The organism is Bacillus sp. HSf4, from assembly GCF_029537375.1.
In the GTDB taxonomy this organism is placed as follows: Bacteria; Bacillota; Bacilli; order Bacillales; family Bacillaceae; genus Bacillus; species Bacillus sonorensis_A.
The window spans coordinates 2,128,734-2,154,119 of record NZ_CP120679.1 but is presented as its reverse complement, the minus strand read 5'-3'; the positions used below and the strand labels follow the sequence as shown (position 1 = coordinate 2,154,119).

Genomic DNA, 25,386 nt, shown 5'->3' with positions numbered 1-25,386 from the left:
AGATGACAATTACAGTTTTAGCATTTATCATCGCTTTATTTTTTGCCATGAACATCGGAGCAAGCGGGGCTGCGGCGGCAATGGGCATCGCCTACGGCTCAGGGGCTGTCAAAAAAAGGCGGATTGCTTTATGGATCAGCGGCATCGGCGTGTTTCTCGGGGCCATGATAGGGGGCGGGGAAGTCGTCAAAACAATCGGTTCAGGGATTATCCCTTCGTCCATTCTCAATGTGAATATCGTCGTAATCATCCTCGGAGCATCGGCGATTTCACTTTTTATCGCAAATATGACGGGGATTCCGCTGTCGACAAGCGAAGTCACGGTCGGATCGATCGTCGGTGTCGGTATCGCCTTTCATGCCGTTTTTACAGATCAATTGCTATTGATTGTGATGTATTGGCTGCTCGTTCCGATCGCTGCTTTTTTTCTCGCTTTCATCATTGGACTGGTGATGAAAAGGGGGGAACAAAAGCTGAAACGGCTGAGGCGGAAAAAATGGTCGCGCATTCTTGTCGTGCTCGTGATTTTAACTGGGTTTTTAGAGGCGTTTTCCGCAGGCATGAACAATGTCGCCAATTCAGTCGGCCCACTGGTCGGAGCCGGGCTGTTATCGGTTGAAAGCGGCACGTTTTTAGGCGGCCTGTTTGTGGCAATGGGGGCGATTTGCCTTGGAAGCAGAGTCATTGAAACTAACGGCAAAAAAATTACAGAATTGTCCCTGCTTCAAGGATCGGCCGTTTCAGGGCTTGGGGCTTCATTGGTCATCGGTGCATCACTCCTCGGTATTCCCATTCCGCAAACACAGATCACGACATGCAGCATTATCGGTATCGGATTGTCTGAAAAGGGGAAAGCGATCTTCCGCAAAAGCGTCATTGTGAAACTTATGAAAGTGTGGGTTGTTTCTCCTGTTTTTTCTCTTGTTATATCCTATAGTCTCGTCAAGACCTTTCTTGAATTTGATTTGTACTCAGTTGCTGTTGTCTTGTGTGTATTTCTGGCAACCCTCGGCTCTGTCAGCCTGATGAAACAGGCCGGCAAATCAAAGCGCAAGGGTGATCAAAAAAGGGACCATTTTAAATCGATCGTTGGAGGGAGAAATCATGAAAGGGAACCAGCCGCATGGAGGGATTTTAGTTGACAGGTTTGACGGTGTGCATCTCGCGGATACAGCCCGGCACGAAGTCGAACTGGATGATATGGCGCTGAGCGATTTGGAGCTGATTGCAACCGGCGGATACAGCCCGTTAACCGGTTTTTTAAACGAACGGGATTATCAGTCCGTCGTTGAGGAGATGCGCCTAGCAAACGGGCTCCCTTGGAGCATTCCGATCACGCTTCCTGTCGCAAAAGATACGCTCAGCCGCATCAATATCGGCGATTCTGTCAAACTGGTCAAAGACAAGACGGTCTACGGTGTGTTGACGGTTACCGATCTGTTTTTCGCCGATAAACTGAAGGAAGCCGTCCATGTTTACGGAACGGCCGATCTTCGTCATCCGGGCGTAAAAAAATTGTTTCAGCGGCCGAACGTCTATATGGCCGGTCCGGTCAAGATGATCCGCCGCCCTGAGCGCCAAACATTCGGAAGCTTTTATCTTGATCCGAAAGAGACAAGGGAGCACTTTCAAAAGCGCGGCTGGAAAACGGTTGTCGGTTTTCAGACGCGGAATCCGGTGCACCGCGCACATGAATACATTCAAAAATCGGCTTTGGAAATCGTTGACGGCCTGCTCCTGCATCCGCTCGTCGGCGAGACAAAGTCTGATGACATTCCGGCTGATGTCAGAATGGAAAGCTATCAGGCTCTTTTAAAAAGCTATTATCCGAAGGAGCGCGTCTGTTTAGCCGTATTTCCGGCAGCGATGCGCTATGCGGGGCCCAGAGAGGCGATTTTTCATGCGCTCGTCCGCAAAAACTACGGATGCACACACTTCATTGTAGGCCGCGATCATGCTGGGGTCGGCAGCTTCTACGGCACCTATGACGCACAGCATATTTTCAGCCGATTTACTGAGGATGAAATCGGTATTACGCCTCTGTTTTTCGAGCATTGTTTTTATTGCAAAACATGCGGAAACATGGGCTCTCTCAAAACATGTCCGCACGACAAGGAAGACCATGTCCACTTATCAGGCACAAAGGTAAGGGAAATGTTGAGAAGCGGCCAAAAACCTCCGCAGGAATTTACCCGTCCTGAAGTCAGTGAAATATTAATCAGGGGTATGTCCAAACAAACTGAAAAAGAGGTGAGCCCGAATATATGACGCAAAATATCGTCTGGCATCAGCCGTCTGTCACCAAAGCCGACAGGCAGCGCCTCAATCAGCATAAAAGCGGTGTGCTTTGGTTCACAGGGCTGCCCGGTTCGGGAAAATCGACGCTTGCCAACAAAGTCGACAGAAGGCTCCATCAAAGAAACATCAGGAGCTATGTGCTGGATGGAGATAATGTCCGGCACGGTTTGAACAAAGGTCTGGGGTTCAGCAAGGAAGATCGGACTGAAAATTTAAGAAGAATCGGTGAGGTGGCAAAACTTTTCGTTGACAGCGGCCAAATCGTCCTCACGGCATTCGTCTCTCCGTATCGCAAAGACCGCGACCAAATCAGAAAGCTTTTTCCTGAAAGCGAATTTATCGAAATTTATATCAGCTGTCCGGTTTCTATTTGTGAACAGCGTGATCCAAAAGGGCTTTATCGAAAAGCAAGGAAGGGGGAGATCCGGGATTTCACCGGGATCGACGCCCCTTATGAATCTCCCGCAGATCCGGAGCTGATCATCGATACAAATCGCTGCGGAGCGGATGAAGCAGCAGATATGGTCATCGCTTATTTGCAAGAAAAAGAATGGATTTAAGCATTTAAAATGAAAGGCTTGTCTGGTGAACATACAGCAGATCGGCCTTTTTCTTTTATCGCCTTCCTGAAAAAAATTCCGCTGGTTTAAAGTGCATCCCGAATGTTAACAATGAAGAGAGAGCCTCGGGAGGGAACCTTGATGGAGTATTTACACTTGACAATTGAACTGTTGATCGGATTTGCAGCATTATTTCTCATGACGAAAATATTAGGGAAAACCCAATTCGCACAAATCACTCCGTTTGACTTTATTTCCGCTTTAATTTTGGGGGAAATGGTCGGAAACGCAATTTTTGATGAGGACGTTACCATCTGGAAAATCCTTTTTGCCATCATCGTTTGGGGCATTCTCATTTATTCAATCGAAATTTTATCACAAAAAGTTCAAGGCATCAGAGGGTTTCTGGAAGGAAGGCCAAGCCTTGTCATTAATAAAGGGAAAATCGACTACAACACACTGAAAAAAAACAAGCTTGATTTAAACCAGCTGCAAACGTTAGCGCGTGAAAAAGGGTGTTTTTCCTTAAACGAAGTCGATTATGCGATATTGGAAACAGACGGCACGCTCAGCGTTCTTCCCAAACACCAATACGGAACGCCGACAAACCAGGATTTAAACATTCCCAATAAACAGGTTCAGCTTCCTTTCCCATTAATCCTTGACGGACAGCTGGAAAAGGATAACCTCCATGAAGCCGGATTCGATGAACTTTGGCTGCAAAATCAATTATTAAGCCAAAACATCAAACAATACACTGAGGTTCTGTACGCGGAATGGCGGGGTGATGAAGGACAGCTTTATATCACCAAATATTGACGATGAAAACGAGGGCTCGACAAGTTTCGGGTCCTCGCCTTTTTTGACCGCTATTGATGATTTGGAATTCGTACTTTTATACCAGGCGGAAAGAAGGGCAATTCTTCCCTTCAAACGGATCACAACGACAAATGATACACAGCAAAATCAAATCCCCTTTTGTCAGCTCATTGACTTTCCCTTTATTATGTAAATTTTCTGCAAAAATCTCCATTTTTCACAGGCTCGACACCGTCCAGTCAAAACACGCAAACTTGACATAAATATCTAAAGTGTTAATATACTAACCGTGTTCAAAAAAATACGAACAGAAATGCGAACAAAGGGAGATGTTAAAGATCTTTAATCAAAAAAACGTAGCTTTTATCGGGGCAGGTTCCATGGCAGAAGGGATGATTTCAGGCATCGTCCAGTCTAAAAAACTGCCCGCCAGTCAAATCTATGTAACAAACCGCGCGAACCACAAGCGTTTAGAAGAACTCCAACAAAAATACGGGATACAAGGTGTCAGAAAGGAAGACCTCGACTATCAGAAAATCGATTGCTTCATCCTGGCGATGAAACCAAAAGACGCTGAAGCTGCTCTTGTATCCTTAAAACCGCATATCAAACCTCATCAACTCATACTGTCAGTTCTTGCTGGCATATCAATCTCTTTTATCGAAAACGCGCTGCACGACAAACAGCCCGTCATCAGAATCATGCCTAACACTTCGAGTGCGATCGGAGCTTCAGCGACCGCGATGTCTGAAGGAAAGAGCGTCGAATCCGATCACTTCAAAACCGCAAAACAACTGCTGCGGTGCATGGGAGAAGTCTACACGATCGAAGAAAGCAAAATGGACATTTTCACAGGTATTGCCGGAAGCGGACCTGCATACTTTTACTTTTTAATGGAGCACATTGAAAAAGCGGGAGCCGAAGCCGGACTAAGCCAAAAATTAACGAGGGAAATCGGTGCACAGACACTCATGGGCGCCGCCAGAATGCTATTGGAAAGCCCTGAAGACACAGCTGTTCTCAAAGACAACATCACCTCTCCTAACGGAACGACTGCCGCCGGCTTAAAAGCTTTGGAAGAAAACGGCGGAGGGGAAGCGATCGAGCAGGCGGTCAAACATGCCGCAAAACGGTCAAAAACCATCAGTCAGGAACTCAAACAATTAGTCGCAGCAAGATAAAACGTCTAAACATAAGGAAAAATACCACAGGAGTGATAAAATGACCTCTAATCAAAAGAGGGTAGTTGTCAAAGTAGGAAGCAGCTCGCTAACAAGTCTTCACGGAGAAATCAGCAGCAAAAAGCTCGAAAAGCTGGTTGAGCAGATCGTCCGCCTCAAAGATGAAGGGCATGAGGTTCTCCTCGTCTCATCAGGCGCTGTTGCGGCGGGATACCGAAAGCTCGGCTTCATCAGCCGGCCGGATACGTTACCGGAAAAACAGGCATCTGCTTCAGTCGGTCAAGGATTATTGATCGAGTCGTATTCCAAGCTTTTTTTATCACACGGCTACATTGGCTCACAAATTTTGATCACAAGAAGCGATTTTTCAGATGAAAAACGGTACAACAATGTCAGAAACACGATGAACGTCCTGCTGGAACGGGGAATCATCCCGATCATCAATGAAAACGACACCGTCACTGTCAACCGGCTCAAATTCGGTGACAATGATACACTGTCGGCAAAAGTGGCGGGGCTCGTTGACGCCGATCTTTTGACCATTCTCTCTGATATTGACGGCCTGTACGACGCCAACCCGAAACATGATCCGGACGCCAGACTCGTGACAGAAGTGAATGAAATCACACCGGAAATTGAAGCCTCAGCAGGGGATGCCGGAAGCGATGTCGGCACAGGCGGTATGAAGTCTAAGCTTGACGCCTTTAAAATTACAATGGCTTCAGGCATCAAAGGGTTTTTAGGCCGGGCCGACAACCCCGATATTTTGCAGGAAGCCATCAATGGGACTGCGAGGGGAACGTATTTTGAACCGAACGAAGATTCACAGACCCTCAATCATAAAAAACAATGGATAGCTTTCAACTCTGGACCGGAAGGGGACATTATCGTCAGCAATGAAAGCAAAGAGTTTATTATCGACCGTAAAAAAAGCCTGTATCCTTCTAGTATTTACGAAATCAACGGACGCTTCAGCAACGGATCCGTCGTTCGAATCCTTGACCAGGAAGGTGAAGAAATCGGCCTCGGTGTCGTCAACTTTTCTTCATCACAGCTTCGTAAATGGAAGAAGGATGCGAATCAGGAAACACCGGCTTCCTCACAGGCTGTCGTTGACAGAGAAGCGTTTGTCTGTCATTTAGAGCTATCCGTCCCGCTTTAAAAAATGAATCAGAAGGAGGAATTGATATGACAGCGACCAGAGAGAGCATCCCGGCACGTATTGAGGAAAAAGCGATAAAAGCAAAAAAGGCGGCAAAACAATTAAGGCTGACAACGGAAAAAGAAAAGAACGAAGCGCTCTTCACATTGGCGGAGCATTTAGTGACAAACATGCAATATATTCTCGATGAAAATGAAAAGGATATAGAGGCCGGACGCAGCAAAGGCTATGAGGCGGCATACATTGACCGCCTCTCCCTTAATGAAGACAGGGTGCTCGATTTCGCGAAAGGTCTTAAAGATGTCGCCCGTCTGGAAGATCCGGTCGGTGAAACGCTATCAAGCTGGACGCTCGACAACGGGTTAAAAGCAGAGAAAGTCCGCGTTCCGCTCGGCGTCATCGGCATGATTTATGAAGCGAGGCCGAATGTGACAGTCGATGCAGCCGGACTTGCTCTTAAATCCGGAAATGCCGTTGTTTTAAAAGGCGGATCATCGGCGATACACTCCAATAAAGCGATCGTCTCTTGCATGCACGACGCATTGGCGGACACAGCCATTCCGCAGGATGCCGTTCAATTTATCGAGAGCACAGACCGCAGCGCCACAAAAGAGCTGTTTAAGATGAAAGAACATATCGATGTATTAATTCCTCGGGGAGGGGGCGCTCTTATTCAAGAGGTCGTAGAAAATGCGACCGTCCCTGTATTGGAAACCGGTGTCGGCAACTGCCATCTGTATATCGACAAGGACGCCGATACGAAAAAAGCGCTCCGCATCATGATCAATGCAAAAACGGATCGCCCTGCTGTCTGCAACGCGCTTGAGACATTGCTTGTCCACGAACAATGGCTTCAAGAAAACAGCGAGGCGCTCAAGACCGCGTTAGATGCCCATGACATTCAAGTCCATGGAGACGAAAAGGCGCTCCGGCACATTCCCGGTGCGAAACCAGCGGATGAATCCGACTGGCGGAATGAATATTTAAGTCTTGACATCGCTGTTAAAGTCGTTAGCAGTGTTGAAGAAGCCTGCGACCATATCGAAACATACGGAACGAAGCACTCGGAAGCAATTGTTACGGAGAATCCGGAAACGGCCGAAGCCTTTCTCAACACTGTTGACGCAGCGGCCCTTTACCATAACGCCTCCACCAGATTTACAGACGGAGGGGCGCTCGGCTTCGGAGCGGAAATCGGCATTTCTACGCAAAAGCTTCATGCGCGCGGACCGATGGGACTGAAAGAACTGACCACTTGCAAATTTATCATGAAAGGCGACGGCCACATCAGAATATAAAACGACTGAAAAAATCCTAAAACGGTTTAAAGTTTTAGGATTTTTTCAACCTAACCCTTGCAGTCTAGGAAAGCAGAGCATCGGAGCGACTTTTCACAGAATGTGATGATGTCGGTGTTTGGACAGCACGTCCATGGACTTAACCGATGGATTCGTGAGCACTGATTTAGCAGGCCTGACAATGAATGCGAGGGTTTGTCGTCACGCTGAAACCTGCCGGAATCGGCAGGTTTTTTTCATACTTCAAACGCCATCCATCCTCATAGCATGAAGGGCGGATTTTTTTAATATAATGTTAGAAAGTTTTTCTGCTTCAACATTGACGATCCATATCACCACAAAAAAGGGGGTCATCCAGTGGATTTTGAACTGACAAGAGAACAGCAGATGATACGCGAACTTGCCAGGGACTTTGCAAAGCACGAGATTGCTCCGTACGCAGAACATGTTGACAAAACGGGCGAATTTCCAATTGACACATTCAAAAAAATGGGGAAGCTTGGGCTTTTAGGCATTCCCTTTCCTGAAAACTACGGCGGCTCGGGCGGTGATACGATTTCTTATGCGCTTGCTGTTGAAGAAGTCGGCAGAGCCTGTGGCAGCACGGGACTGAGCTACGCCGCTGCCGTATCGCTCGGCGCCTCCCCGATTTATTATTTCGGCACAGAAGAACAAAAAAAGGAACATCTTGTTCCCCTCGCGACAGGGGAAGCGCTTGGCGCATTCGGATTAACTGAACCCAATGCGGGTTCTGACGCAGGAGGAACTCAAACAAAGGCCCTGACGGACGGGGATTTTTATGTCATCAACGGGGAAAAATGCTGGATTACAAATGCCGGCTACGCCCGCACCATCATTGTCACCGCTGTCACCGGAAAAGACAGCAGCGGAAAAAATATTATATCGGCGATCATTGTTCCGACCGATGCAGAAGGGCTCACCATTAAAAGCGAGTATGACAAAATGGGTGTCCGCGGCTCCAATACATCACAGGTGATATTGGACAACGTCCGCGTACCGAAAACAAACCTTTTGGGCAGCCCTGAAAAAGGGTTCAAACAATTTCTCAACACATTAGACGGCGGCCGGATTTCGATTGCTGCGCTAGCCGTTGGAATTGCTCAAGGCGCCTTTGACGCTTCATTGGCCTATGCCAACGAGCGGAGGCAATTTGGCCGGCCGCTTTCATCTTTTCAAGTGACTCAATTCAAACTGGCTGATATGGCGCTGGAAATTGAACTGGCCCGCAATATGGTCTTGAAAGCTGCCTGGCTGAAAGATCAAGCCCGGCCGTTTACAAAGGAAGCCGCATTCGCCAAGCTGTTTGCTTCGGAAATGGCCGTCAGATCATGCAACCAGGCGATTCAAATTCACGGAGGATACGGGTATATGAGAGAGTATGGAGTTGAACGGATGCTCCGCGATGCGAAGCTGATGGAAATCGGTGAAGGTACGTCAGAGATTCAGCGGCTCGTCATCGCCAGACAGCTTGGCATGGGAAAACAGGCGCTAAAATGAAAACGCTTACCAAGAAAGGGGAGACCAACGATTGGCAGAGCCAGTCCATGTGACGATTGGAAAACTGTTGGAGCAAACGGCAAAAAGCGCGCCTGATCACGAAGCCGTCATCTATTGCGACCGCGGCCTCCGTTATTCGTATCGGCAATTTGATCAGCTATGCAGAAAAGCGGCAAAAGGATTGATAAAACTCGGTATTCAAAAGGGGGAACACGTAGCCATCTGGGCTTCCAATACACCGGAATGGCTTACAGCGCAGTTTGCAGCCGCAAAAACCGGCGCCGTGCTCGTCACAATCAATACAAACTACCAGTCTTCAGAGCTCGAATTTGCTTTGGCGCAATCGGATTCATCGACTCTCATTTTAATGGAGTCTTACAAGGGCACTTCCTATATTGATATCTTATATGACTTGCTCCCTGAATTAAAAGATGCCGAACCCGGCAGTTTGACTTCTGACAGACTGCCTTTCTTAAAAAATATCATTGTACTTGGAACAAGCCGGCACCCCGGCATGTTCACCTGGGAGGATCTTTTGGCTCAGGCCGGCTCTGTGAGTGAAAAAGAACTTGATGAAAGAATGGAGAGCCTGGATGAACATGATGTGATCAATATGCAGTATACATCAGGCACAACAGGATTCCCAAAAGGCGTCATGCTCACGCACTACAACCTCATCAACAATGCAGCCAATATTGCCGAATGTATGAATTTAACGGCCGAAGACCGCATGTGTATTCCCGTACCATTTTTTCACTGCTTTGGATGTGTACTAGGAAACCTGGCGTGCGTCACCGCCGGCGCGACAATGGTTCCGATCCAGGAATTCAGCCCGGCCAAGGTCCTTCAGGCTGTTGAACAAGAAAAATGCACCGCACTTCACGGAGTGCCCACCATGTTTATCGCTGAATTGAATGATGAACATTTCCAATCCTACAACCTGTCTTCTTTAAGAACGGGCATCATGGCTGGATCAAACTGTCCGATTGAGGTGATGAAAGCGGTTATTGAAAAAATGGGAATCACAGAAATTACGATCGCCTACGGACAGACCGAGGCTTCACCGGTGATCACCCAGACAAGGGTCAATGATTCCTTGAGAAGAAGGGTTGAAACCGTCGGACGCGCCCTTCCGAATATTGAAGTGAAAATCACCGAGCCCGGTACAAACCGGGAAGTGGAAAGAGGCAGACAAGGCGAGCTTTGCACACGCGGCTATCATGTCATGAAAGGCTATTATCAAAATCCGGAGGCAACAAAGGCGGTCATTGATGTAGACGGTTTTCTGCATACAGGCGATTTGGCCGTCATGGACGAAGACGGCTACTGCCGGATTACCGGGAGACTCAAGGACATGGTGATCAGAGGCGGAGAAAACATTTATCCGCGGGAAATTGAAGAATTTTTGTATCAGCACCCCGGCATTTTGGATGTACAGGTCGTCGGCGTCCCCAGTGAGACCTACGGCGAAGAGGTATCGGCCTGGGTCAAGCTGAAAAGCGGAGAATCTTTAACAGCAGATGAGCTCAAGGCGTATTGCCAAGGGAAAATTGCGCGCTATAAAATTCCGCGTTATATCGCTTTTGTAGATGACTTTCCAATGACGGCGTCAGGAAAGGTGCAAAAATTCAAATTAAGGGAAATGGCATCCGAATATTTCAAATTGTAATTGGTATTTTCTGCGTGCGACTAACATGGAAGGGGGAGCTTACTTGTATAAAAAACTGCTGATTGCCAACCGCGGGGAAATCGCCCTTCGGATTATTCGAACATGCAAACGGCTCGGCATTCAAACCATTGCTGTGTATTCTGAAGCCGATGCGGAGTCCCTGCATGTCAAGGCGGCTGATGAAGCATGGCCGATCGGAAAGCCGCGGGTCAATGAAAGCTATTTAAATATCGAAAAAATCATTGATACCGCCAAACAAGCGGAAGCCGACGCGATCCATCCCGGTTACGGCCTGCTTTCGGAGAACAGCCGCTTTGCTGAAAGATGCAAGGAGGAAAACATCGCTTTTATCGGCCCATCACCCGACGTGATCGCCAAAATGGGGAGCAAAATCGCAGCGAGAAAAGCAATGGAAAACGCATCAATCCCCGTTGTTCCCGGTGTATCCAAACGCCTGTCAGGACTAGAGGAAGCGCTCTCTGTCGCGTCATCCATCGGTTATCCTGTGATGCTCAAGGCTTCTCTCGGTGGAGGAGGCATTGGCATGCAGCGCATCGCAGACGAATATGAATTAAAAAAGGCATATGAAGGCAACCAAAAACGCGCTGCCGATTTTTTTGGAGACGGAGCCATGTATATGGAAAAATGCATTGAACGGGCCCGACATATCGAAATCCAGCTTTTAGCAGACGAGCATGGGAACGCCGTCTACCTCTGGGAGCGCGACTGCTCAATTCAAAGGCGGCAGCAAAAAATCATCGAAGAAGCCCCGGCCCCGCTCTTGAATGAAACAATGAGAAAAAAACTCGGCGATGCCGCCGTCAAAGCCGCCCTGTCAATCGGCTACACCAATGCGGGGACAATCGAGTTTTTAGTCGATCAAGAGAACCGTTTCTATTTTCTCGAGATGAACACCCGCCTGCAAGTCGAACATCCTGTCACAGAAGAAATTACCGGGCTGGACATTGTACAAGAACAGCTAGCTGTAGCTTCAGGCAAGTCACTCGCTTTTTCCCAAAAAGATATCAAGCGGGACGGTCATGCGATTGAAGTCAGGATATGCGCTGAAGACCCGAAAACCTTTTTCCCGTCACCGGGACGGATCACTGATCTCAAGCTGCCGCAGCATCCAAGCATTCGGCATGAATGCGCCGTATCAGCCAATATGAACATCACCCCGTTTTACGATCCGATGATTGCCAAAATGATTGTCAAAGGGAAGGACAGAAGCGAAGCGATCACCCTCTTAACCGAAGCGCTCGCACAATATCATGTTGAGGGAATCAAAACGAACATTCCGCTTCTTCAAGACATCGTACGTTCAGAAGCATTTCAAAAGGGGGGAGTCCCAACCGATTTTATCAGCCAGATGAAATAAAAAAACAAGGAGGCTTGCCATGAGTACTGTTGTCACCAATATGGCGGGAAACGTATGGAAAATTCTCGTGAAAACAGGAGACAGAGTCGAAAAAGGCCAAGAAGTCGCAATTTTGGAATCGATGAAAATGGAAATTCCGATTTTATCGGAAACGGACGGGGTCGTCAAAGCGGTCAAAAAAAGCGAGGGTGATTTTGCAGATGAAGGTGAAGTATTGTTAGAGCTTCAATAGCGTCTGGAGGAAAACAAATGAACGTTCCAAAAACAATCAGCATCAAGGAAGTCGGACCGCGCGACGGTCTGCAAAATGAGAAAACCGTACTCACGACAGGCGAAAAAATCGCCTGGATCAACATGCTCTCTGAGACAGGACTTTCCTATATTGAAATCACATCATTCGTTCACCCTAAATGGATTCCGGCGCTTTCGGACGCCCTTGACGTTGCCAAGGGCATCAGCCGGAAGCCGGGCGTCACCTATGCCGCGCTCGTCCCCAACCAAAAAGGGCTGGAGCGGGCGCTTGCAGGAAAAATTGATGAAGCTGCCGTATTTATGTCGGCAAGTGAAACACACAACATGAAAAACATCAACAAATCGATCAGTGAAACGCTTCCCATTTTAAAAGATGTCACAAGAGAAGCCATTAAAGCCAAACTCACCACAAGAGCCTATCTATCCACTGTATTTGGCTGCCCTTGTGAAAACAGCGTGCCTTTAGAGCAGATCATCCGCATCACTGAGGCGCTGTTTGAAATGGAGATCGATGAGCTTTCCCTCGGGGATACGATCGGCGCCGCCAATCCCGTTCAGGTGCAGATTGTGCTCGAAGCCCTGCTGAAACGTTTTCCGAAAGAAAACATCGCACTCCATTTTCATGATACGAGAGGGATGGCCCTCGCCAACATGATCGCGGCCATGGACATGGGGATCACCACCTTTGACGGAGCCTGCGGCGGGTTGGGCGGCTGCCCGTACGCACCGGGGGCATCGGGCAATGCCGCAACAGATGATCTGATTTATATGTGCGCGCAAATGGGAATCGAAACCGGGGTCGATCTCGGGAAGCTTCTTTTGGCTGCCAAATGGATCGAAGACAAAGCAGGCAGGCAGCTGCCAAGCCGAAATTTACAGACAGCCAAATCATTGGACTGCTTTTCATAAAAAAGGAGGGAGACCGGTGGAACCGAATCTCCAATTTTCCATCCAGCAACAATCAGTCGCGGTTCTCACACTGAACAGGCCGCAGGCCAGAAACGCTTTATCGCTTGCGCTCCTTGATGAGCTAAAGAATGCTCTCCGCGATATTCAATCCAATCCGGACATCCGCTGTGTCATCATCACTGGAAAAGGCGACAGAGCATTTTGTGCCGGCGCCGATTTAAAGGAAAGGGCCCAAATGAGCCGCTTGGAAGCGAAACAGGCCGTGTCTTTGATCCAAAACGTGTTCCGTGAAACGGATCGGCTGCCGCAGCCGGTCATCGCCGCCCTGAACGGCAGCACTTTGGGCGGCGGGCTTGAATTTGCCTTGGCGTGCGATATCAGAATCGCAGCCAGCCACATCGAACTCGGCCTTCCTGAAACAACGCTGGCAATTATCCCGGGTGCAGGGGGGACGCAGCGGCTGCCGCGCTTAATCGGTCGCGGCAAAGCGAAGGAAATGATCTACACCGGCTGTCGTATTAACGCACAGACAGCCAAGGACATCGGTCTTGTCGAACATGTCGTTCCTTTATCAGAGCTAAAAGAGAAAGCGGAAGACATCGCCTTGACCATCGCCGCAAACGGTCCGATTGCCGTCCGGCAGGCGAAGTTCGCCATCAATAAAGGGCTTGAGACAGACATCGAAACAGGACTTTCCATTGAACAAAAGGCATATGAACTGACGATTCCGACGAAGGATCGAACAGAAGGGCTGAAGGCTTTTTCAGAAAAACGAAAGCCTCGTTATACAGGAGAATAGAATGGAGGGACAGCCGTTGGCAGCCGAAAAAGAACTAAATGAACGCATCCGACAGATCAAAACTGGCGGGGCGCAAAAATATCATGATGCAAACGAAAAGAAAGGGAAATGGTTTGTCAGAGATCGACTGAAGCTCCTCTTGGACGACGACCTCGACCTGGAAGATGCTTTTTTTGCCAATTGCATGGCTGAGGAGCTTCCGGCGGACGGGGTGGTCACAGGGATCGGCAAAATCGGCGGACAAACCGTTTGCGTGATGGCCAATGATTCAACCGTAAAGGCCGGTTCATGGGGAGCGAGAACCGTTGAAAAAATCATCCGCATTCAGGAAACAGCCGAAAAATTAAATTGTCCTCTTTTTTACCTGGTCGACTCGGCCGGTGCAAGGATTACCGATCAGGTTGACATGTTTCCGGGAAGAAGGGGGGCGGGACGGATTTTTTACAACCAGGTCAAATTATCCGGGCGCATTCCGCAGGTCTGTCTTTTGTTCGGCCCTTCAGCGGCCGGCGGCGCCTATATTCCGGCTTTCTGCGACATCGTCATAATGGTTGAAGGAAACGCATCGATGTATTTAGGCTCACCGCGGATGGCGGAGATGGTCATCGGTGAAAAGGTCACCCTGGAAGAAATGGGCGGAGCCAAGATGCACTGCTCTGTATCCGGCTGCGGAGACATCCTCGCTGCAACGGAAGAGGAAGCGATCCTGTCAGCCCGCAGCTATCTGTCCTATTTTCCGGCCAACTACAGAGAAAAAGCGCCCGCCGCTCACCCAAGGCCGGCACAAACGTTTGATCAATCACTGGAGGAGATCATTCCGCAAAATCAAAACGCCCCTTTTCAAATGATGGATCTGATCAGCCGGATCATTGATGAGGATTCTTTTTTTGAAATCAAAAAATTGTTCGCTCCCGAACTCATCACAGGGCTGGCGCGGCTGGACGGACAGCCTGTCGGCATCATCGCCAACCAGCCGCGTGTGAAAGGAGGGGTCCTTTTCCACGATTCCGCAGATAAAGCTGCAAAATTCATTCACTTATGCGATGCCTATAACATTCCTTTGCTTTTTTTAGCCGACATACCGGGATTTATGATCGGAACGAAAGTCGAGCGGGCAGGTATCATCAGACACGGAGCCAAAATGATTTCGGCGATGGCCGAAGCAACCGTGCCGAAAATATCCGTCATCGTCAGAAAAGCGTACGGCGCCGGATTGTATGCGATGGCCGGACCGGCTTTTGAACCTGACTGCTGCCTGGCGCTGCCGACGGCGCAAATCGCCGTGATGGGGCCTGAGGCTGCGGTCAACGCCGTTTACGCCAAGAAAATCGCAGAGCTTCCCAAAGAAGAACGGGCAGCATTTATCGCCAAAAAACGCGAAGAGTATCAACAAGACATCGATATTTACCGGCTTGCTTCGGAAATGATCGTCGACGGCATCATTCCGGCCGATTCTCTCCGGACGGAGCTGACGAAACGCTTTAAGGCCTACATGACAAAATACATGACATTTACCGAACGGAAGCATCCTGTCTATCCTGTCTGATATCAAAAAATGGAAAGGAGAAAATGCATGACTGAACAAGCGGTTTGGCGGCCGGATCCTGAATTCGTCAAAACGACCAGGCTGTATCAATGGATGAAAGGGCTCGGCTTTAGCGATTATGGCGACTTTTTGAAAGCCTCGATAGACGATATCGCCTGGTTTTGGGAAGAAGCTGAAAAAGCCCTCGGTATCAGCTGGTACAAGCGATACAGTGCGGCATTAAACACAGATCACGGCATCAAATGGCCGACATGGTTTGCCGGCGGCCGCTTAAATGCCGTTTGTAATTCCGTGGAAAAATGGTCTGTCCAAACAGAAACGGCGGACGCTGCAGCGCTCATTTGGGAAAGTGAAGACGGAAAAACGAAGCAAATCTCATTTTCTTCCTTGCATCACAGCATATCCTGTGCGGCAGCGGGCTTTAAAGCGCTGGGGGTTCAAAAAGGCGAAGTGATAGCGATCTACATGCCGATGATCCCCGAAACCGTCATCGCCATGCTTGCGGCCGCCAAAATCGGAGCGGTTTTTTCGCCGATCTTTTCAGGCTATGGGGCGCATGCTGTCTCCTCAAGGTTGCGAGCCGCCGGAGCAAAAGTGCTTGTTACCGCAGACGCGTTTCACAGAAGGGGAAAAGCCGTCCCGATGAAAAAAGAGGCGGACGAGGCCGCAAACCGCTCGCCATCTGTCGAAAAAGTCGTCGTCTGCCGCCTTCACGGTTCAAATCCAAACATAAACAAAGCAAGGGATATAGCCTGGGATGATCTGATGAAGCACGAACCGCTTGAAAACACCGAAGAGATGGCAAGCTCTGATCCGCTTATGCTCCTTTATACCTCGGGGACGACCGGACAGCCGAAGGGAGCGGTTCATACCCACGCCGGTTTTCCGCTTAAAGCTGCGTTTGATGCCGGATTTGGCATGGATGTAAAACAAGGAGACACCTTTTTTTGGTATACAGACATGGGCTGGATGATGGGGCCGTTTTTAATATTTGGCGGCTTGATCAATGGAGCGGCCATTTTGCTGTATGACGGGGCGCCTGATCACCCGGAGCCGGACCGGATCTGGAAGCTTGTCAGCCGCCACGGGGTCACACATCTCGGCATCTCTCCGACGCTCATTCGTTCGTTGATGCAGCATGGGGAGGGGTTTCTGCAAACGTGCGATCTTTCCAGCCTGAAAGTGATCGGCTCAACAGGCGAGCCGTGGAATGAAGAACCGTGGATGTGGCTGTTCCGCCACGTTGGAAAAGAGAAGGTGCCCATTTTCAACTATTCGGGAGGAACGGAAATTGCCGGCGGCATTTTGGGCAACGTGCTCCTTCGGCCGATAGCGCCGGCAGCTTTCAACTCGCCTTTACCGGGAATGGCCGCCAATGTCTTCAATGAAGTAGGGGCAGAGGTCACAAACGAGGTCGGAGAGCTTGTCTTGACAAAACCGTGGGTCGGCATGACGAACGGTTTTTGGAAGGAGGCGGACAGGTATGAACAAACATACTGGAGCCGCTGGAAAGATGTTTGGGTGCACGGCGACTGGGCGAAAAAAGATGAGGAAGGGTTCTGGACGATCAGCGGACGGTCGGATGACGTCATCAATGTCGCCGGCAAAAGAATCGGTCCCGCGGAGATCGAATCGGTTTTGGTGGCGCATCCCGCCATCGCGGAAGCCGGAGTTATCGGCGTTCCCGATGATATGAAAGGGCAGGCTGTTGTATGCTTTGCCGTTCCCGCGAAAACAGAGCCGCCTTCTGAGACATTGAAGGAAGACTTGCTGGAGCTCGCATGCCGCGCGATCGGAAAAGCGGTCAAGCCGAAAGATGTTCATTTCGTCAGCGGACTGCCAAAGACGAGAAATGCAAAAGTAATGAGAAGACTGATACGTGCCGCCTATTTAAACGAGCCTTCGGGAGATTTGTCCGCCTTGGAAAACCCCGAAGTTTACGATGAAATCGCCCGGCTTTCGGAGCGAAAACTTCTATAGTATACTGATGGAGGCGCAAAAATAAAGAAGAAGGGTGATGGCCTTCTTCTTTATTTTGAGATAAGCGGGTCGCTGACTTACATTCGGACAATAACCGAACCGCCGCCGGACGTACATACACGGTTTTGCTGTTCCTCAATTGAGCGCAGGAGCTGGTTGTTGCTTTCCATCAGCTTAATCAGCATCCCCATTTGATCCTCCAGATGTTTTAACCTTTCTGTCATCTGTTGGGCAGATGGCTGACCCGGCGGGATTTGTGAGGCAGCAGGCGGATAGGGCGCTTCAGAATTCCATTTTGAATACATCGTGAATGTGCCTCCATCATCTAAACTGATATACCTTATCTTATGATCTGTAAAATGGCAGCGTTCGCCTAAAATCGGGACGAAAGGGATCCAAAAATGTACTTAACGATAAAAGAGACCGCAGAATATTTATCACTTCCAGAATCATATATCGAACAGCTCGTCAGACAAAGGAAAATCCGGGCGATCCATGACGGACAGCAATATTTGCTGAATAAAGAACAATTTCATACACATTTGGAGCAGATGGAAAAGTATAAGGAAATGGTTGAGGCGATTTTAAACGAACCGCTTCCGGAGGACCCGGATGTAAAAGATGAAGATTGATAATAAATATATTATGTAAACAAAGGTTTTTTCAGCATCTTCATTTGTGCATCTTTTGTCTCAGGGGAGGGGAATTGGATCACGAAGACACAATATAGGAAATGAAAGGAATGAAACAACCCTTTCAGATCAAGTTTTCTATGTTTTTCTTTCATTTCCGACACAATCGCGTTCATTTTTTGTTCAAAAAATGTTATCATTTAATAGTAAAATATACATTGTGTTTTAGATTGCAAGTTTTTGGTTTGTGCTTCAAAAGGACACCGCTGAAAACGCAAAACAAACACACCGGGGAGCGCTTTTTTCTGGACTTGTTTGTGCATAAATTCACAAACTGTAATTGGAAGGGCTTCCATCAAAAAACAGCACATCGCTTATTGTAAAGGAGAATTGGTTATGCCGGAAACAATCGATCAAACGAATGATCAAACAAACGAATCTGTAAGTCAAAGCCAACGCGATCTTATTGATCAACTGTTAAAACCTGAAGTGCAGGAATCTTTGACTGTCCTGGTCGACCAGCTTCCAAAGCTGACAGAACTGGTCAACATTTTGACGAAGTCTTACGATTTCGCCCAATCCGTGGCAACTGATGAAGTGTTGAAAAGCGACACTGTAGGTGCCATTACAGAAATTTTGGAGCCTGTGAAAGAAACGGCGAAAGAAATCGCGTCGACGGCCATTGAAGCAAAAGACCGCGCTGAGGAAAGCAACGAAGTCATCGGCCTGTTCGGTCTTCTGAGAATGCTCAAGGATCCGCAGGCGCAGAAGCTGTTCCGCTTTGCTCAAAGCTATCTGCAAATCATGTCAGAACGCGAAAAACAAAAATAACAACCTTCAGAATATATTTAGAATAAGGACGGAGGATTTACGATGTCAAAACATATTGTCATTTTAGGCGCTGGTTACGGCGGATTACTGTCCGCTTTAACAGTACGCAAACATTACAGTAAAGAAGAAGCAACAGTTACAGTGGTTAACCAATACCCAACACACCAAATCATCACAGAACTGCATCGCCTGGCAGCGGGCAACGTTTCTGAACAAGCGATCGCCATGCCGCTTACAAAGCTTTTCAAAGGAAAAGACATCGATCTTAAAATCGCGAAAGTCAATTCTTTCTCAGTCGACAAAAAAGAAGTCGCCCTTTCTGACGGCTCAACTTTAACGTATGATGCGCTTGTTGTCGGTCTTGGATCTGTCACAGCCTACTTCGGCATCCCTGGACTTGAAGAAAACAGCATGGTGCTGAAATCCGCAAACGATGCGAACAAAATCTTCAAGCATGTTGAAGAACGAGTGGCGGAATACGCCAAAACAAAAAATGAAGCTGATGCGACAATCTTAATCGGCGGCGGCGGACTGACCGGTGTTGAACTTGTCGGCGAACTGGCTGACATCATGCCGAACCTTGCCAAAAGCTACGGTGTAGATCCTAAAGAAATCAAGCTGAAATTAGTCGAAGCCGGTCCGAAAATCCTGCCTGTGCTTCCTGACGAGCTGATCGAACGCGCAACAAAAAGCCTTGAAAAACGCGGCGTTGAATTTTTAACAGGTCTTCCTGTCACAAATGTGGAAGGAAACGTCGTTGATTTGAAAGACGGTCAAAAAATCGTCACAAACACATTCGTCTGGACCGGCGGTGTTCAAGGTAATCCGCTTATCGGCGAATCAGGACTTGAAGTCAACCGCGGACGCGCGACTGTCAACGACTTCCTTCAATCTACATCCCACGAAGATGTATTTGTTGCAGGAGACAGTGCCGTTGTCTTTGGTCCGGATGGCCGTCCATACCCTCCGACAGCGCAAATCGCTTGGCAAATGGGCGAGCTGATCGGCTACAACTTATATGCATACTTAGAAAACAAATCAATGGAAACATTCAGCCCTGTAAACTCAGGGACGCTTGCAAGCCTTGGCCGCAAAGACGCGGTTGCCGTGATCGGCGCAAACAGCACGTCTCTTAAAGGCCTGCCTGCTTCATTGATGAAAGAAGCGAGCAATGTCCGTTACCTGAGCCATATTAAAGGTCTGTTCAGCTTAGCTTATTAATGTAAAGGAAGCGCTACTTATAGTTTAAACTATAAGTGGCGCTTTTTTCGCTTCAAATTTGACGGGTAAATGAAAATGTTGTGAAAACTATGACACAAAAAATGCCGCACAGATTTCACTGACGGGAAGGCCTTGATGATTTTTTTCAGGCAACATAGACATGTACCGAAAGAATAAGAACTAGGAGGTAAAACACATGAAAATGCTGAAAGTACCTGCTCCTCTTCATGAATTATTCGGCAAGAAAATTGCTGTATCTGAGTTATGTTTAACACTTTTGTTTGCCATGGGGATGTCCTCGCTTCTTTTAGCTGCTTCATATTCAGGGTGGCAGCATTTTCACATATGGCAAAGCTTGCTGCTGGCGGCATTAACCATTGATATCACAGGCGGAGTGATCGCCAATTTTTCTTCTTCCACAAACCGCTATTACAAAGAAAATGCGAAAGCCCGGCTCGTATTTATTTTGATTCATATCCAGCCGATCGTTCTTGGATGGTTATTTGCTCCATATATGCGGATCTGCTTTTCTGCATGGGGCTACACCGTCATATCAGCGTTGTTTATCAATGCTTTAACAAGACATCCAAGACAAAGGATCACAGGGGCATTTTTTGCGATGTCCGGCATTTGTCTGCTCCTTTTATTTTCAAATTTGCTTCCGAACATTCTCACGATCCTTTTGTCCTTATATATCTTTAAAGTCATTTTTGCATTTGCAGTTGACCATGACGGACGAAATTCCCTTTCATAGCGCTGGAACATGCGCTCCCCGACTATTCAGCTCCCACTTCCTTTTGCAATAAAAAGGAATTGACACATGAAAAGAAAAAGCGCATTATTATGAATATAAAATAAAAATATTCATATGTTTTTAAAATAAGGAGAGAGCACGATGCCGAAGTTTAGCGAAAAAGAAAAAGAAACCATCCGTTTAAAGCTGTTACAAGCCGGAAGAGAGCAGTTTGCACAATGGGGGCTGAAAAAAACGAGCGTCAGTGATTTGACAAAAGCTGCGGGCATCGCCCAAGGGTCGTTCTATTTATTTTTCGCCTCAAAAGAGGAGCTGTATTTTGAGATTTTGCAGGAGGAGGAACGAAAGCTTCGCTCTAAAATTGAAGCGTCTTTCGCGAAAACGGGGCAGACATTTGCACAGTTCTTGCGGGAAGCGCTCGCACTATTGGAAGACAATCCATACATTCGGCAAATGTATGATGAAGAATTAATGGAAGCTCTCTTCCGCAAGCTTCCGGAAGAGAAGCTGAAGGAGCATTTCACAAGTGATGAAGATTTTTTTAAACCGTTGATCATCAACGCCCAGGAAAACGGCTGGCTCATCAGAAAAAAGCCGGAAACGATCATCAGCCTGATCCGTTCCCTTGTTCTTTTATCCTTTCAAAAAAGAACGATCGGAGCAGAACATTACGAGGAAACGATAGACTTATTCATCGAATTAATCGGACAGGGACTTTCAGGCAAGGGGGCAGAACAGCGTGATTGAAGTCAGCGGGCTTTGTTTCACATACCCCGGACAAACAAAACCAGTCTTGAAAGACATCGACTTTTCGATCCGGAAGGGTGAAATTTTCGGATTTCTCGGACCGTCCGGCGCCGGAAAAAGCACGATACAAAAAATACTGATCGGCATTTTAAAACGATATGACGGGCGCGTCAGTGTCATGGGGGAGGAACTTCACCGCGCCAGCAGCTCGTTTTACGAAAAAATCGGCGTCGCCTTTGAATTTCCCAATTTCTATAATCGATTGACGGCGCTGGAAAATCTCAGCCTTTTTCGTTCCCTTTATGCTTCTGAAACAGAAGATCTTGAGGCTCTGCTCAAAATGACCGGCCTTCAAAATGACGGCAGGAGGAAGGTATCCGATTTCTCAAAAGGCATGAAAATGAGACTTAACTTTTGCAGGGCGCTCCTCAATAAGCCGGAACTTTTGTTTTTAGACGAACCGACTTCAGGGCTTGATCCCGTTCACGCCAAGCAACTCAAAAATCTGATCCTGATGAAAAAAGCGGAAGGGAAGACGATTCTGATCACGACGCACCATATGAATGTCGCTGAAGAAATCTGCGACCGTGTGGCGTTTATCGTAGACGGAAGAGTAGCGCTGATTGATTCCCCGCGCACTCTGAAAGTCCAAAAAGGGAAACGGCTGGTCAAAGTCGAGTACCACAGGCGGGAACAACTGCAGACCGCCCATTTTGAACTCGATCAAATCGGGGACAATTCACAGTTTTTGAACTTGATCCAAAGCCATCCGGTCGAGACGATTCATTCACAGGAAGCTTCGCTTGAAGATATTTTTATTGATGTGACGGGGAGGCGTTTAAAGTGAGGCTTATGTCCGCCTTTCGGCATGATGTCAAGCTGCAGGCGAAGCACGGATTTTATTATGCTTACTTGCTGATCAGCGCGGCATACATCGTGTTCCTGCAATTTCTTCCGAAGGGGCATCAGGAATCGGTCAATGTCGTACTGACTTTTTCTGATCCGAGTGTATTGGGCTTTTTCTTCATCGGCGGTCTCGTTTTATTGGAAAAAGGGCAAAACATTTTGGACAGTCTGTTTGTGACACCGCTGAGACCTGAGGAATATATCCTGTCGAAAACGGCATCGCTGTCCTTATTGTCGCTTGTATCAAGCTATTTGATCCACAGCAGTGTTTTTGGTTTCGGCACAAACGCCGTGTTGTTTTTGTCAGGCGTTCTTTTAACATCATTTTTTTTCACACAGATCGGTTTGGGATTGGCTGTCCGGTGTGTGACATTGAATGGATTTTTCTTTTTGTCCACTCTCTGCACACTGGTGTTCATTCTCCCATTGTTTGAGACAGTCGGGTTATGGAAGAGTCCGCTTTTTTACCTTCTGCCGTCAAAAGCGTCTTTGCTGCTTTTAGAAGCCGCATTTCACCCGCTCGGCAAATGGGAGCTGGCCTACTGTTTGTTCCTCCTGTTGCTTTGGAATGGTGTCGCCTTTTTATGGACGCGGCATTCTGTGAGAACGTTCATCACATTCAAGCTTGGCGGAGGTGAGAAGCGATGATGAAAATCATCCAGCTGATCCGCGGAGATATGAAACAGATTTGCCGCGACTCAATGCTTGCTTTTTATGGACTGGCGCCGCTGCTGTTGATCATCGTCATACGTTTCGGCGAACCGGTGGGGGCGAAAATGACGGGAGTGGATGCCGCTGTATACCACCGGCTGGTCATAAGCTTTGCCATGCTCTTGATTCCGCTGATTCTCGGCATCATGTCAGGATTTATCCTGCTGGATGAACGCGACGACAATCTAATCCAGTATTTTGCCGTCACACCGCTTTCAAAGCGCGGTTATTTAATGATCCGGCTTGCCTTCCCGATGTTAGTGACCCTCTGCTATGGCATGATTCTCTTGTTGTGGGAGGGCGGACACCCGCTTCATCTCTTTTTCGCGCTTTCGATGATCACACTCGAAGCTCCGCTGTATACGCTGCTTTTGGCGGCTTATGCTTCCAATAAAGTCGAAGGATTGGCTTTGATGAAAGGGTTCAGCCTTATGGCATTTACACCAGCGTTCGTCTTTTTCATTCCAGAACCATGGCAGTTTTTCGGGATCATCACACCGACTTATTGGACAGCCAAAACCTATCTCGCCGGGTCGCATGTTTTCTTGTTCGGCGGATTGGGAATCGTTTTTCATTTATTGATGCTGTGTGGCTTATATCGAAGGTTTATATTGAAAACAGATCATTAAATCGTATATCCCGCCCGTTTTTGCAATAAAGTATTAAACAGAATGGGAGGCGGGAACAAGGATGAAAACATATGTAAAACTTGTCTTATGCATCGTGATGATATTGGCGCCGGGTTTAAACATTCGCGGGGAAGAACCGGCCGTCATTGCCGCAGAAGATGGCGGCGGAATCCAGCATGCCATTGACCGGCTGTTAGAACAGGACCCGGATTTACAAGGCGCCCTCGCAGGGATCAGTGTCAGATCTCTGTCCACCGGCAAAATCCTCTACGGCCACATGGGGGATATTCGCCTCAGACCTGCTTCCAATTTGAAGCTTTTAACAGCGGCGGCCGCGCTCTCTGTGCTTGGTGAAGACTATTCCTTCAAGACAGAGGTTTTGACAGACGGCGTTCAGCGCGGCAAAACACTGAAAGGAAACCTGTATCTAAAAGGAAAAGGTGATCCGACATTGTTAACAAAAGACTTTGAGGAGATGGCTGAAAACATTCGCAAAAAAGGGATCACTTCAATTCGCGGACACCTTGTCGGAGATGACACCTGGTATGATGATGTCCGCTATTCCAGCGACCTGGCCTGGAGCGATGAAGATCAGTATTACGGCGCCCAGGTGTCTGCTTTAACAGCCTCGCCAAACGAAGATTATGATGCAGGCACAGTCATTCTCGAGGTGACCCCGGGCAGCAAAGCCGGAAAAAAACCAGCGGTGGCCGTTTCCCCCAAGACAAACGTTGTCAACGTCGTCAATCATGCCAAAACTGTCCCCGAGGGCAAAAAGAAGGACATCGAAGTGAAAAGGGACCACGGTACAAACACGATCCATATTCAAGGAACCATTCCGCAGGGAGCATCAAAAGTCAGGCAATGGGTTGCTGTTTGGGAGACTTCCCGTTATGCGCTCGATTTATTTAAAAAGGCGCTTCACCGCCAAGGCATTCACATCCTCGGAGACGCAAAAATCGGTGAAACACCGAAGAATGCGGAGCTCATGACGATTCATCAATCCATGCCGCTGTCAGAACTGATGATCCCTTTTATGAAGCTGAGCAACAACGGCCATGCCGAAACATTGGTCAAGGAAATGGGGAGAACGGTGAAAAAAGAAGGCAGCTGGGAAAAGGGACTTGAAGTGATGAGAACAGAGCTTGAAGCGCTTGGTGTTGATACAGATGCATTGCTGCTTAGAGACGGTTCGGGAATTTCTCATATCAATCTCCTTTCCGCTCATCAGATCACCAAGCTTTTGTATTCCGTCCAACATGAAGAATGGTTTTCCTCTTACATCCGTTCACTGCCCGTAAGCGGGGCAAGCGACAGAATGGTCGGCGGAACGCTTCGGAACCGATTGACAAACCCTTCGGTCAAAGGCAAAGTCAGAGCCAAAACAGGATCGCTTTCAACTGTGAGCTCATTATCGGGCTATATCGACACCAAAAGCGGAGACACATTGATCTTCTCCATCCTTTTAAACCAGCTGCTGGATGATGAAAAAGGGCAAGAGATCGAAGACAGGATCGCCGAAATATTAGCCGCTTCATAAACAACACCCATTTCCCAATCGGGCAATGGGTGTTTTCGGTGTTTAT

The 25,386-nt window shown here is 48.0% G+C and carries 24 protein-coding genes and 1 pseudogene; 24 read left to right on the top strand and 1 reads right to left on the bottom strand.

Features of this window, described 5'->3' with window-relative positions:
* The first annotated feature begins 2 nt into the window (after positions 1 to 2).
* From P3X63_RS11000 to P3X63_RS10930, 15 genes and pseudogenes are all read left to right on the top strand, one after another.
* Positions 3 to 1,142, top strand: coding sequence for a sulfate permease (locus P3X63_RS11000; RefSeq protein WP_026587359.1), 1,140 nt, complete (start codon positions 3 to 5; stop codon positions 1,140 to 1,142).
* Positions 1,105 to 2,268: a sulfate adenylyltransferase gene (gene sat / locus P3X63_RS10995; RefSeq protein WP_026587358.1), complete on the top strand. Its 1,164-nt coding sequence runs from the start codon at positions 1,105 to 1,107 to the stop codon at positions 2,266 to 2,268. The genes P3X63_RS11000 and sat overlap by 38 nt, the downstream gene beginning before the upstream one ends.
* Positions 2,265 to 2,858, top strand: coding sequence for an adenylyl-sulfate kinase (gene cysC / locus P3X63_RS10990; RefSeq protein ID WP_277692859.1), 594 nt, complete (start codon positions 2,265 to 2,267; stop codon positions 2,856 to 2,858). Before sat ends, cysC begins: the two co-directional genes overlap by 4 nt.
* 141 nt (positions 2,859 to 2,999) lie before the next feature.
* A complete protein-coding gene (locus tag P3X63_RS10985) occupies positions 3,000 to 3,677 on the top strand; it encodes a DUF421 domain-containing protein (protein ID WP_026587356.1) in 678 nt (225 codons plus the stop codon).
* Between the two features lie 329 nt (positions 3,678 to 4,006).
* Complete coding sequence (gene proC / locus P3X63_RS10980) at positions 4,007 to 4,858, top strand: pyrroline-5-carboxylate reductase (protein WP_026587354.1); 852 nt, start codon at positions 4,007 to 4,009, stop codon at positions 4,856 to 4,858.
* Between the two features lie 40 nt (positions 4,859 to 4,898).
* Positions 4,899 to 6,020, top strand: a complete 1,122-nt coding sequence (gene proB / locus P3X63_RS10975) for a glutamate 5-kinase (RefSeq protein ID WP_026587353.1) — start codon at positions 4,899 to 4,901, stop codon at positions 6,018 to 6,020.
* 26 nt (positions 6,021 to 6,046) lie between these two features.
* Positions 6,047 to 7,318, top strand: coding sequence for a glutamate-5-semialdehyde dehydrogenase (locus P3X63_RS10970; RefSeq protein ID WP_026587352.1), 1,272 nt, complete (start codon positions 6,047 to 6,049; stop codon positions 7,316 to 7,318).
* Between the two features lie 357 nt (positions 7,319 to 7,675).
* Positions 7,676 to 8,836 (top strand): acyl-CoA dehydrogenase family protein, encoded by a 1,161-nt coding sequence (locus tag P3X63_RS10965; protein ID WP_277692858.1) that lies wholly within the window; start codon positions 7,676 to 7,678, stop codon positions 8,834 to 8,836.
* A gap of 31 nt (positions 8,837 to 8,867) precedes the next feature.
* Complete coding sequence (locus P3X63_RS10960; RefSeq protein WP_277692857.1) at positions 8,868 to 10,505, top strand: AMP-binding protein; 1,638 nt, start codon at positions 8,868 to 8,870, stop codon at positions 10,503 to 10,505.
* A 43-nt stretch (positions 10,506 to 10,548) separates the two neighbouring features.
* Positions 10,549 to 11,883: an acetyl-CoA carboxylase biotin carboxylase subunit gene (locus tag P3X63_RS10955; protein ID WP_026587349.1), complete on the top strand. Its 1,335-nt coding sequence runs from the start codon at positions 10,549 to 10,551 to the stop codon at positions 11,881 to 11,883.
* 13 nt (positions 11,884 to 11,896) lie between these two features.
* Positions 11,897 to 12,115: pseudogene (locus tag P3X63_RS10950) on the top strand (acetyl-CoA carboxylase biotin carboxyl carrier protein subunit); the annotation flags it as partial.
* Positions 12,116 to 12,132: 17 nt separating this feature from the next.
* The gene (locus P3X63_RS10945; RefSeq protein WP_277692856.1) at positions 12,133 to 13,044 is read left to right on the top strand and encodes a hydroxymethylglutaryl-CoA lyase; all 912 of its coding nucleotides are present in this window, start codon (positions 12,133 to 12,135) and stop codon (positions 13,042 to 13,044) included.
* 16 nt (positions 13,045 to 13,060) lie between these two features.
* Entirely contained in the window at positions 13,061 to 13,843 is a 783-nt protein-coding gene (locus tag P3X63_RS10940) for an enoyl-CoA hydratase (RefSeq protein WP_026587346.1), read from the top strand.
* Between the two features lies 1 nt (position 13,844).
* Positions 13,845 to 15,389 (top strand): acyl-CoA carboxylase subunit beta, encoded by a 1,545-nt coding sequence (locus tag P3X63_RS10935; protein WP_035428114.1) that lies wholly within the window; start codon positions 13,845 to 13,847, stop codon positions 15,387 to 15,389.
* A 27-nt stretch (positions 15,390 to 15,416) separates the two neighbouring features.
* Complete coding sequence (locus P3X63_RS10930) at positions 15,417 to 17,369, top strand: AMP-binding protein (RefSeq protein ID WP_277692855.1); 1,953 nt, start codon at positions 15,417 to 15,419, stop codon at positions 17,367 to 17,369.
* Positions 17,370 to 17,446: 77 nt separating this feature from the next.
* Here the strand turns inward: P3X63_RS10930 and P3X63_RS10925 are convergent, their stop codons facing one another.
* On the bottom strand, positions 17,447 to 17,674 hold the full coding sequence (locus P3X63_RS10925) for a hypothetical protein (protein ID WP_026587343.1): 228 nt from the start codon (positions 17,672 to 17,674) through the stop codon (positions 17,447 to 17,449).
* 96 nt (positions 17,675 to 17,770) lie between these two features.
* Between P3X63_RS10925 and P3X63_RS10920 the strand changes: the two genes are divergently transcribed.
* From P3X63_RS10920 to dacB, 9 genes are all read left to right on the top strand, one after another.
* Complete coding sequence (locus tag P3X63_RS10920) at positions 17,771 to 18,001, top strand: excisionase family DNA-binding protein (RefSeq protein ID WP_026587342.1); 231 nt, start codon at positions 17,771 to 17,773, stop codon at positions 17,999 to 18,001.
* 396 nt (positions 18,002 to 18,397) lie between these two features.
* On the top strand, positions 18,398 to 18,832 hold the full coding sequence (locus tag P3X63_RS10915) for a DUF1641 domain-containing protein (RefSeq protein WP_026587340.1): 435 nt from the start codon (positions 18,398 to 18,400) through the stop codon (positions 18,830 to 18,832).
* Positions 18,833 to 18,874: 42 nt separating this feature from the next.
* A complete protein-coding gene (locus P3X63_RS10910) occupies positions 18,875 to 20,053 on the top strand; it encodes an NAD(P)/FAD-dependent oxidoreductase (RefSeq protein WP_026587339.1) in 1,179 nt (392 codons plus the stop codon).
* 196 nt (positions 20,054 to 20,249) lie between these two features.
* On the top strand, positions 20,250 to 20,807 hold the full coding sequence (locus P3X63_RS10905; RefSeq protein WP_277692854.1) for a hypothetical protein: 558 nt from the start codon (positions 20,250 to 20,252) through the stop codon (positions 20,805 to 20,807).
* 141 nt (positions 20,808 to 20,948) lie between these two features.
* Positions 20,949 to 21,554 (top strand): TetR/AcrR family transcriptional regulator, encoded by a 606-nt coding sequence (locus tag P3X63_RS10900; protein ID WP_277692853.1) that lies wholly within the window; start codon positions 20,949 to 20,951, stop codon positions 21,552 to 21,554.
* A complete protein-coding gene (locus P3X63_RS10895; RefSeq protein ID WP_277692852.1) occupies positions 21,547 to 22,401 on the top strand; it encodes an ABC transporter ATP-binding protein in 855 nt (284 codons plus the stop codon). The genes P3X63_RS10900 and P3X63_RS10895 overlap by 8 nt, the downstream gene beginning before the upstream one ends.
* Before the next feature lie 5 nt (positions 22,402 to 22,406).
* Positions 22,407 to 23,108, top strand: coding sequence for a fluoroquinolone export ABC transporter permease subunit (locus tag P3X63_RS10890; protein WP_277692921.1), 702 nt, complete (start codon positions 22,407 to 22,409; stop codon positions 23,106 to 23,108).
* The gene (locus tag P3X63_RS10885) at positions 23,105 to 23,800 is read left to right on the top strand and encodes a hypothetical protein (RefSeq protein ID WP_277692851.1); all 696 of its coding nucleotides are present in this window, start codon (positions 23,105 to 23,107) and stop codon (positions 23,798 to 23,800) included. The genes P3X63_RS10890 and P3X63_RS10885 overlap by 4 nt, the downstream gene beginning before the upstream one ends.
* A gap of 61 nt (positions 23,801 to 23,861) precedes the next feature.
* Positions 23,862 to 25,340 (top strand): D-alanyl-D-alanine carboxypeptidase/D-alanyl-D-alanine endopeptidase, encoded by a 1,479-nt coding sequence (dacB, locus tag P3X63_RS10880; protein WP_277692850.1) that lies wholly within the window; start codon positions 23,862 to 23,864, stop codon positions 25,338 to 25,340.
* The last annotated feature ends 46 nt before the right edge of the window (positions 25,341 to 25,386 follow it).

Coding starts and splice junctions, on each gene's coding strand:
- P3X63_RS11000 (WP_026587359.1), top strand. CDS start 3: ATGACAATTACAGTTTTAGCATTTATCATCGCTTTATTTTTTGCCATG.
- sat (WP_026587358.1), top strand. CDS start 1,105: ATGAAAGGGAACCAGCCGCATGGAGGGATTTTAGTTGACAGGTTTGAC.
- cysC (WP_277692859.1), top strand. CDS start 2,265: ATGACGCAAAATATCGTCTGGCATCAGCCGTCTGTCACCAAAGCCGAC.
- P3X63_RS10985 (WP_026587356.1), top strand. CDS start 3,000: ATGGAGTATTTACACTTGACAATTGAACTGTTGATCGGATTTGCAGCA.
- proC (WP_026587354.1), top strand. CDS start 4,007: ATGTTAAAGATCTTTAATCAAAAAAACGTAGCTTTTATCGGGGCAGGT.
- proB (WP_026587353.1), top strand. CDS start 4,899: ATGACCTCTAATCAAAAGAGGGTAGTTGTCAAAGTAGGAAGCAGCTCG.
- P3X63_RS10970 (WP_026587352.1), top strand. CDS start 6,047: ATGACAGCGACCAGAGAGAGCATCCCGGCACGTATTGAGGAAAAAGCG.
- P3X63_RS10945 (WP_277692856.1), top strand. CDS start 12,133: ATGAACGTTCCAAAAACAATCAGCATCAAGGAAGTCGGACCGCGCGAC.
- P3X63_RS10935 (WP_035428114.1), top strand. CDS start 13,845: ATGGAGGGACAGCCGTTGGCAGCCGAAAAAGAACTAAATGAACGCATC.
- P3X63_RS10930 (WP_277692855.1), top strand. CDS start 15,417: ATGACTGAACAAGCGGTTTGGCGGCCGGATCCTGAATTCGTCAAAACG.
- P3X63_RS10925 (WP_026587343.1), bottom strand. CDS start 17,674: ATGTATTCAAAATGGAATTCTGAAGCGCCCTATCCGCCTGCTGCCTCA.
- P3X63_RS10920 (WP_026587342.1), top strand. CDS start 17,771: ATGTACTTAACGATAAAAGAGACCGCAGAATATTTATCACTTCCAGAA.
- P3X63_RS10915 (WP_026587340.1), top strand. CDS start 18,398: ATGCCGGAAACAATCGATCAAACGAATGATCAAACAAACGAATCTGTA.
- P3X63_RS10910 (WP_026587339.1), top strand. CDS start 18,875: ATGTCAAAACATATTGTCATTTTAGGCGCTGGTTACGGCGGATTACTG.
- P3X63_RS10905 (WP_277692854.1), top strand. CDS start 20,250: ATGAAAATGCTGAAAGTACCTGCTCCTCTTCATGAATTATTCGGCAAG.
- P3X63_RS10900 (WP_277692853.1), top strand. CDS start 20,949: ATGCCGAAGTTTAGCGAAAAAGAAAAAGAAACCATCCGTTTAAAGCTG.
- P3X63_RS10890 (WP_277692921.1), top strand. CDS start 22,407: ATGTCCGCCTTTCGGCATGATGTCAAGCTGCAGGCGAAGCACGGATTT.
- P3X63_RS10885 (WP_277692851.1), top strand. CDS start 23,105: ATGATGAAAATCATCCAGCTGATCCGCGGAGATATGAAACAGATTTGC.
- dacB (WP_277692850.1), top strand. CDS start 23,862: ATGAAAACATATGTAAAACTTGTCTTATGCATCGTGATGATATTGGCG.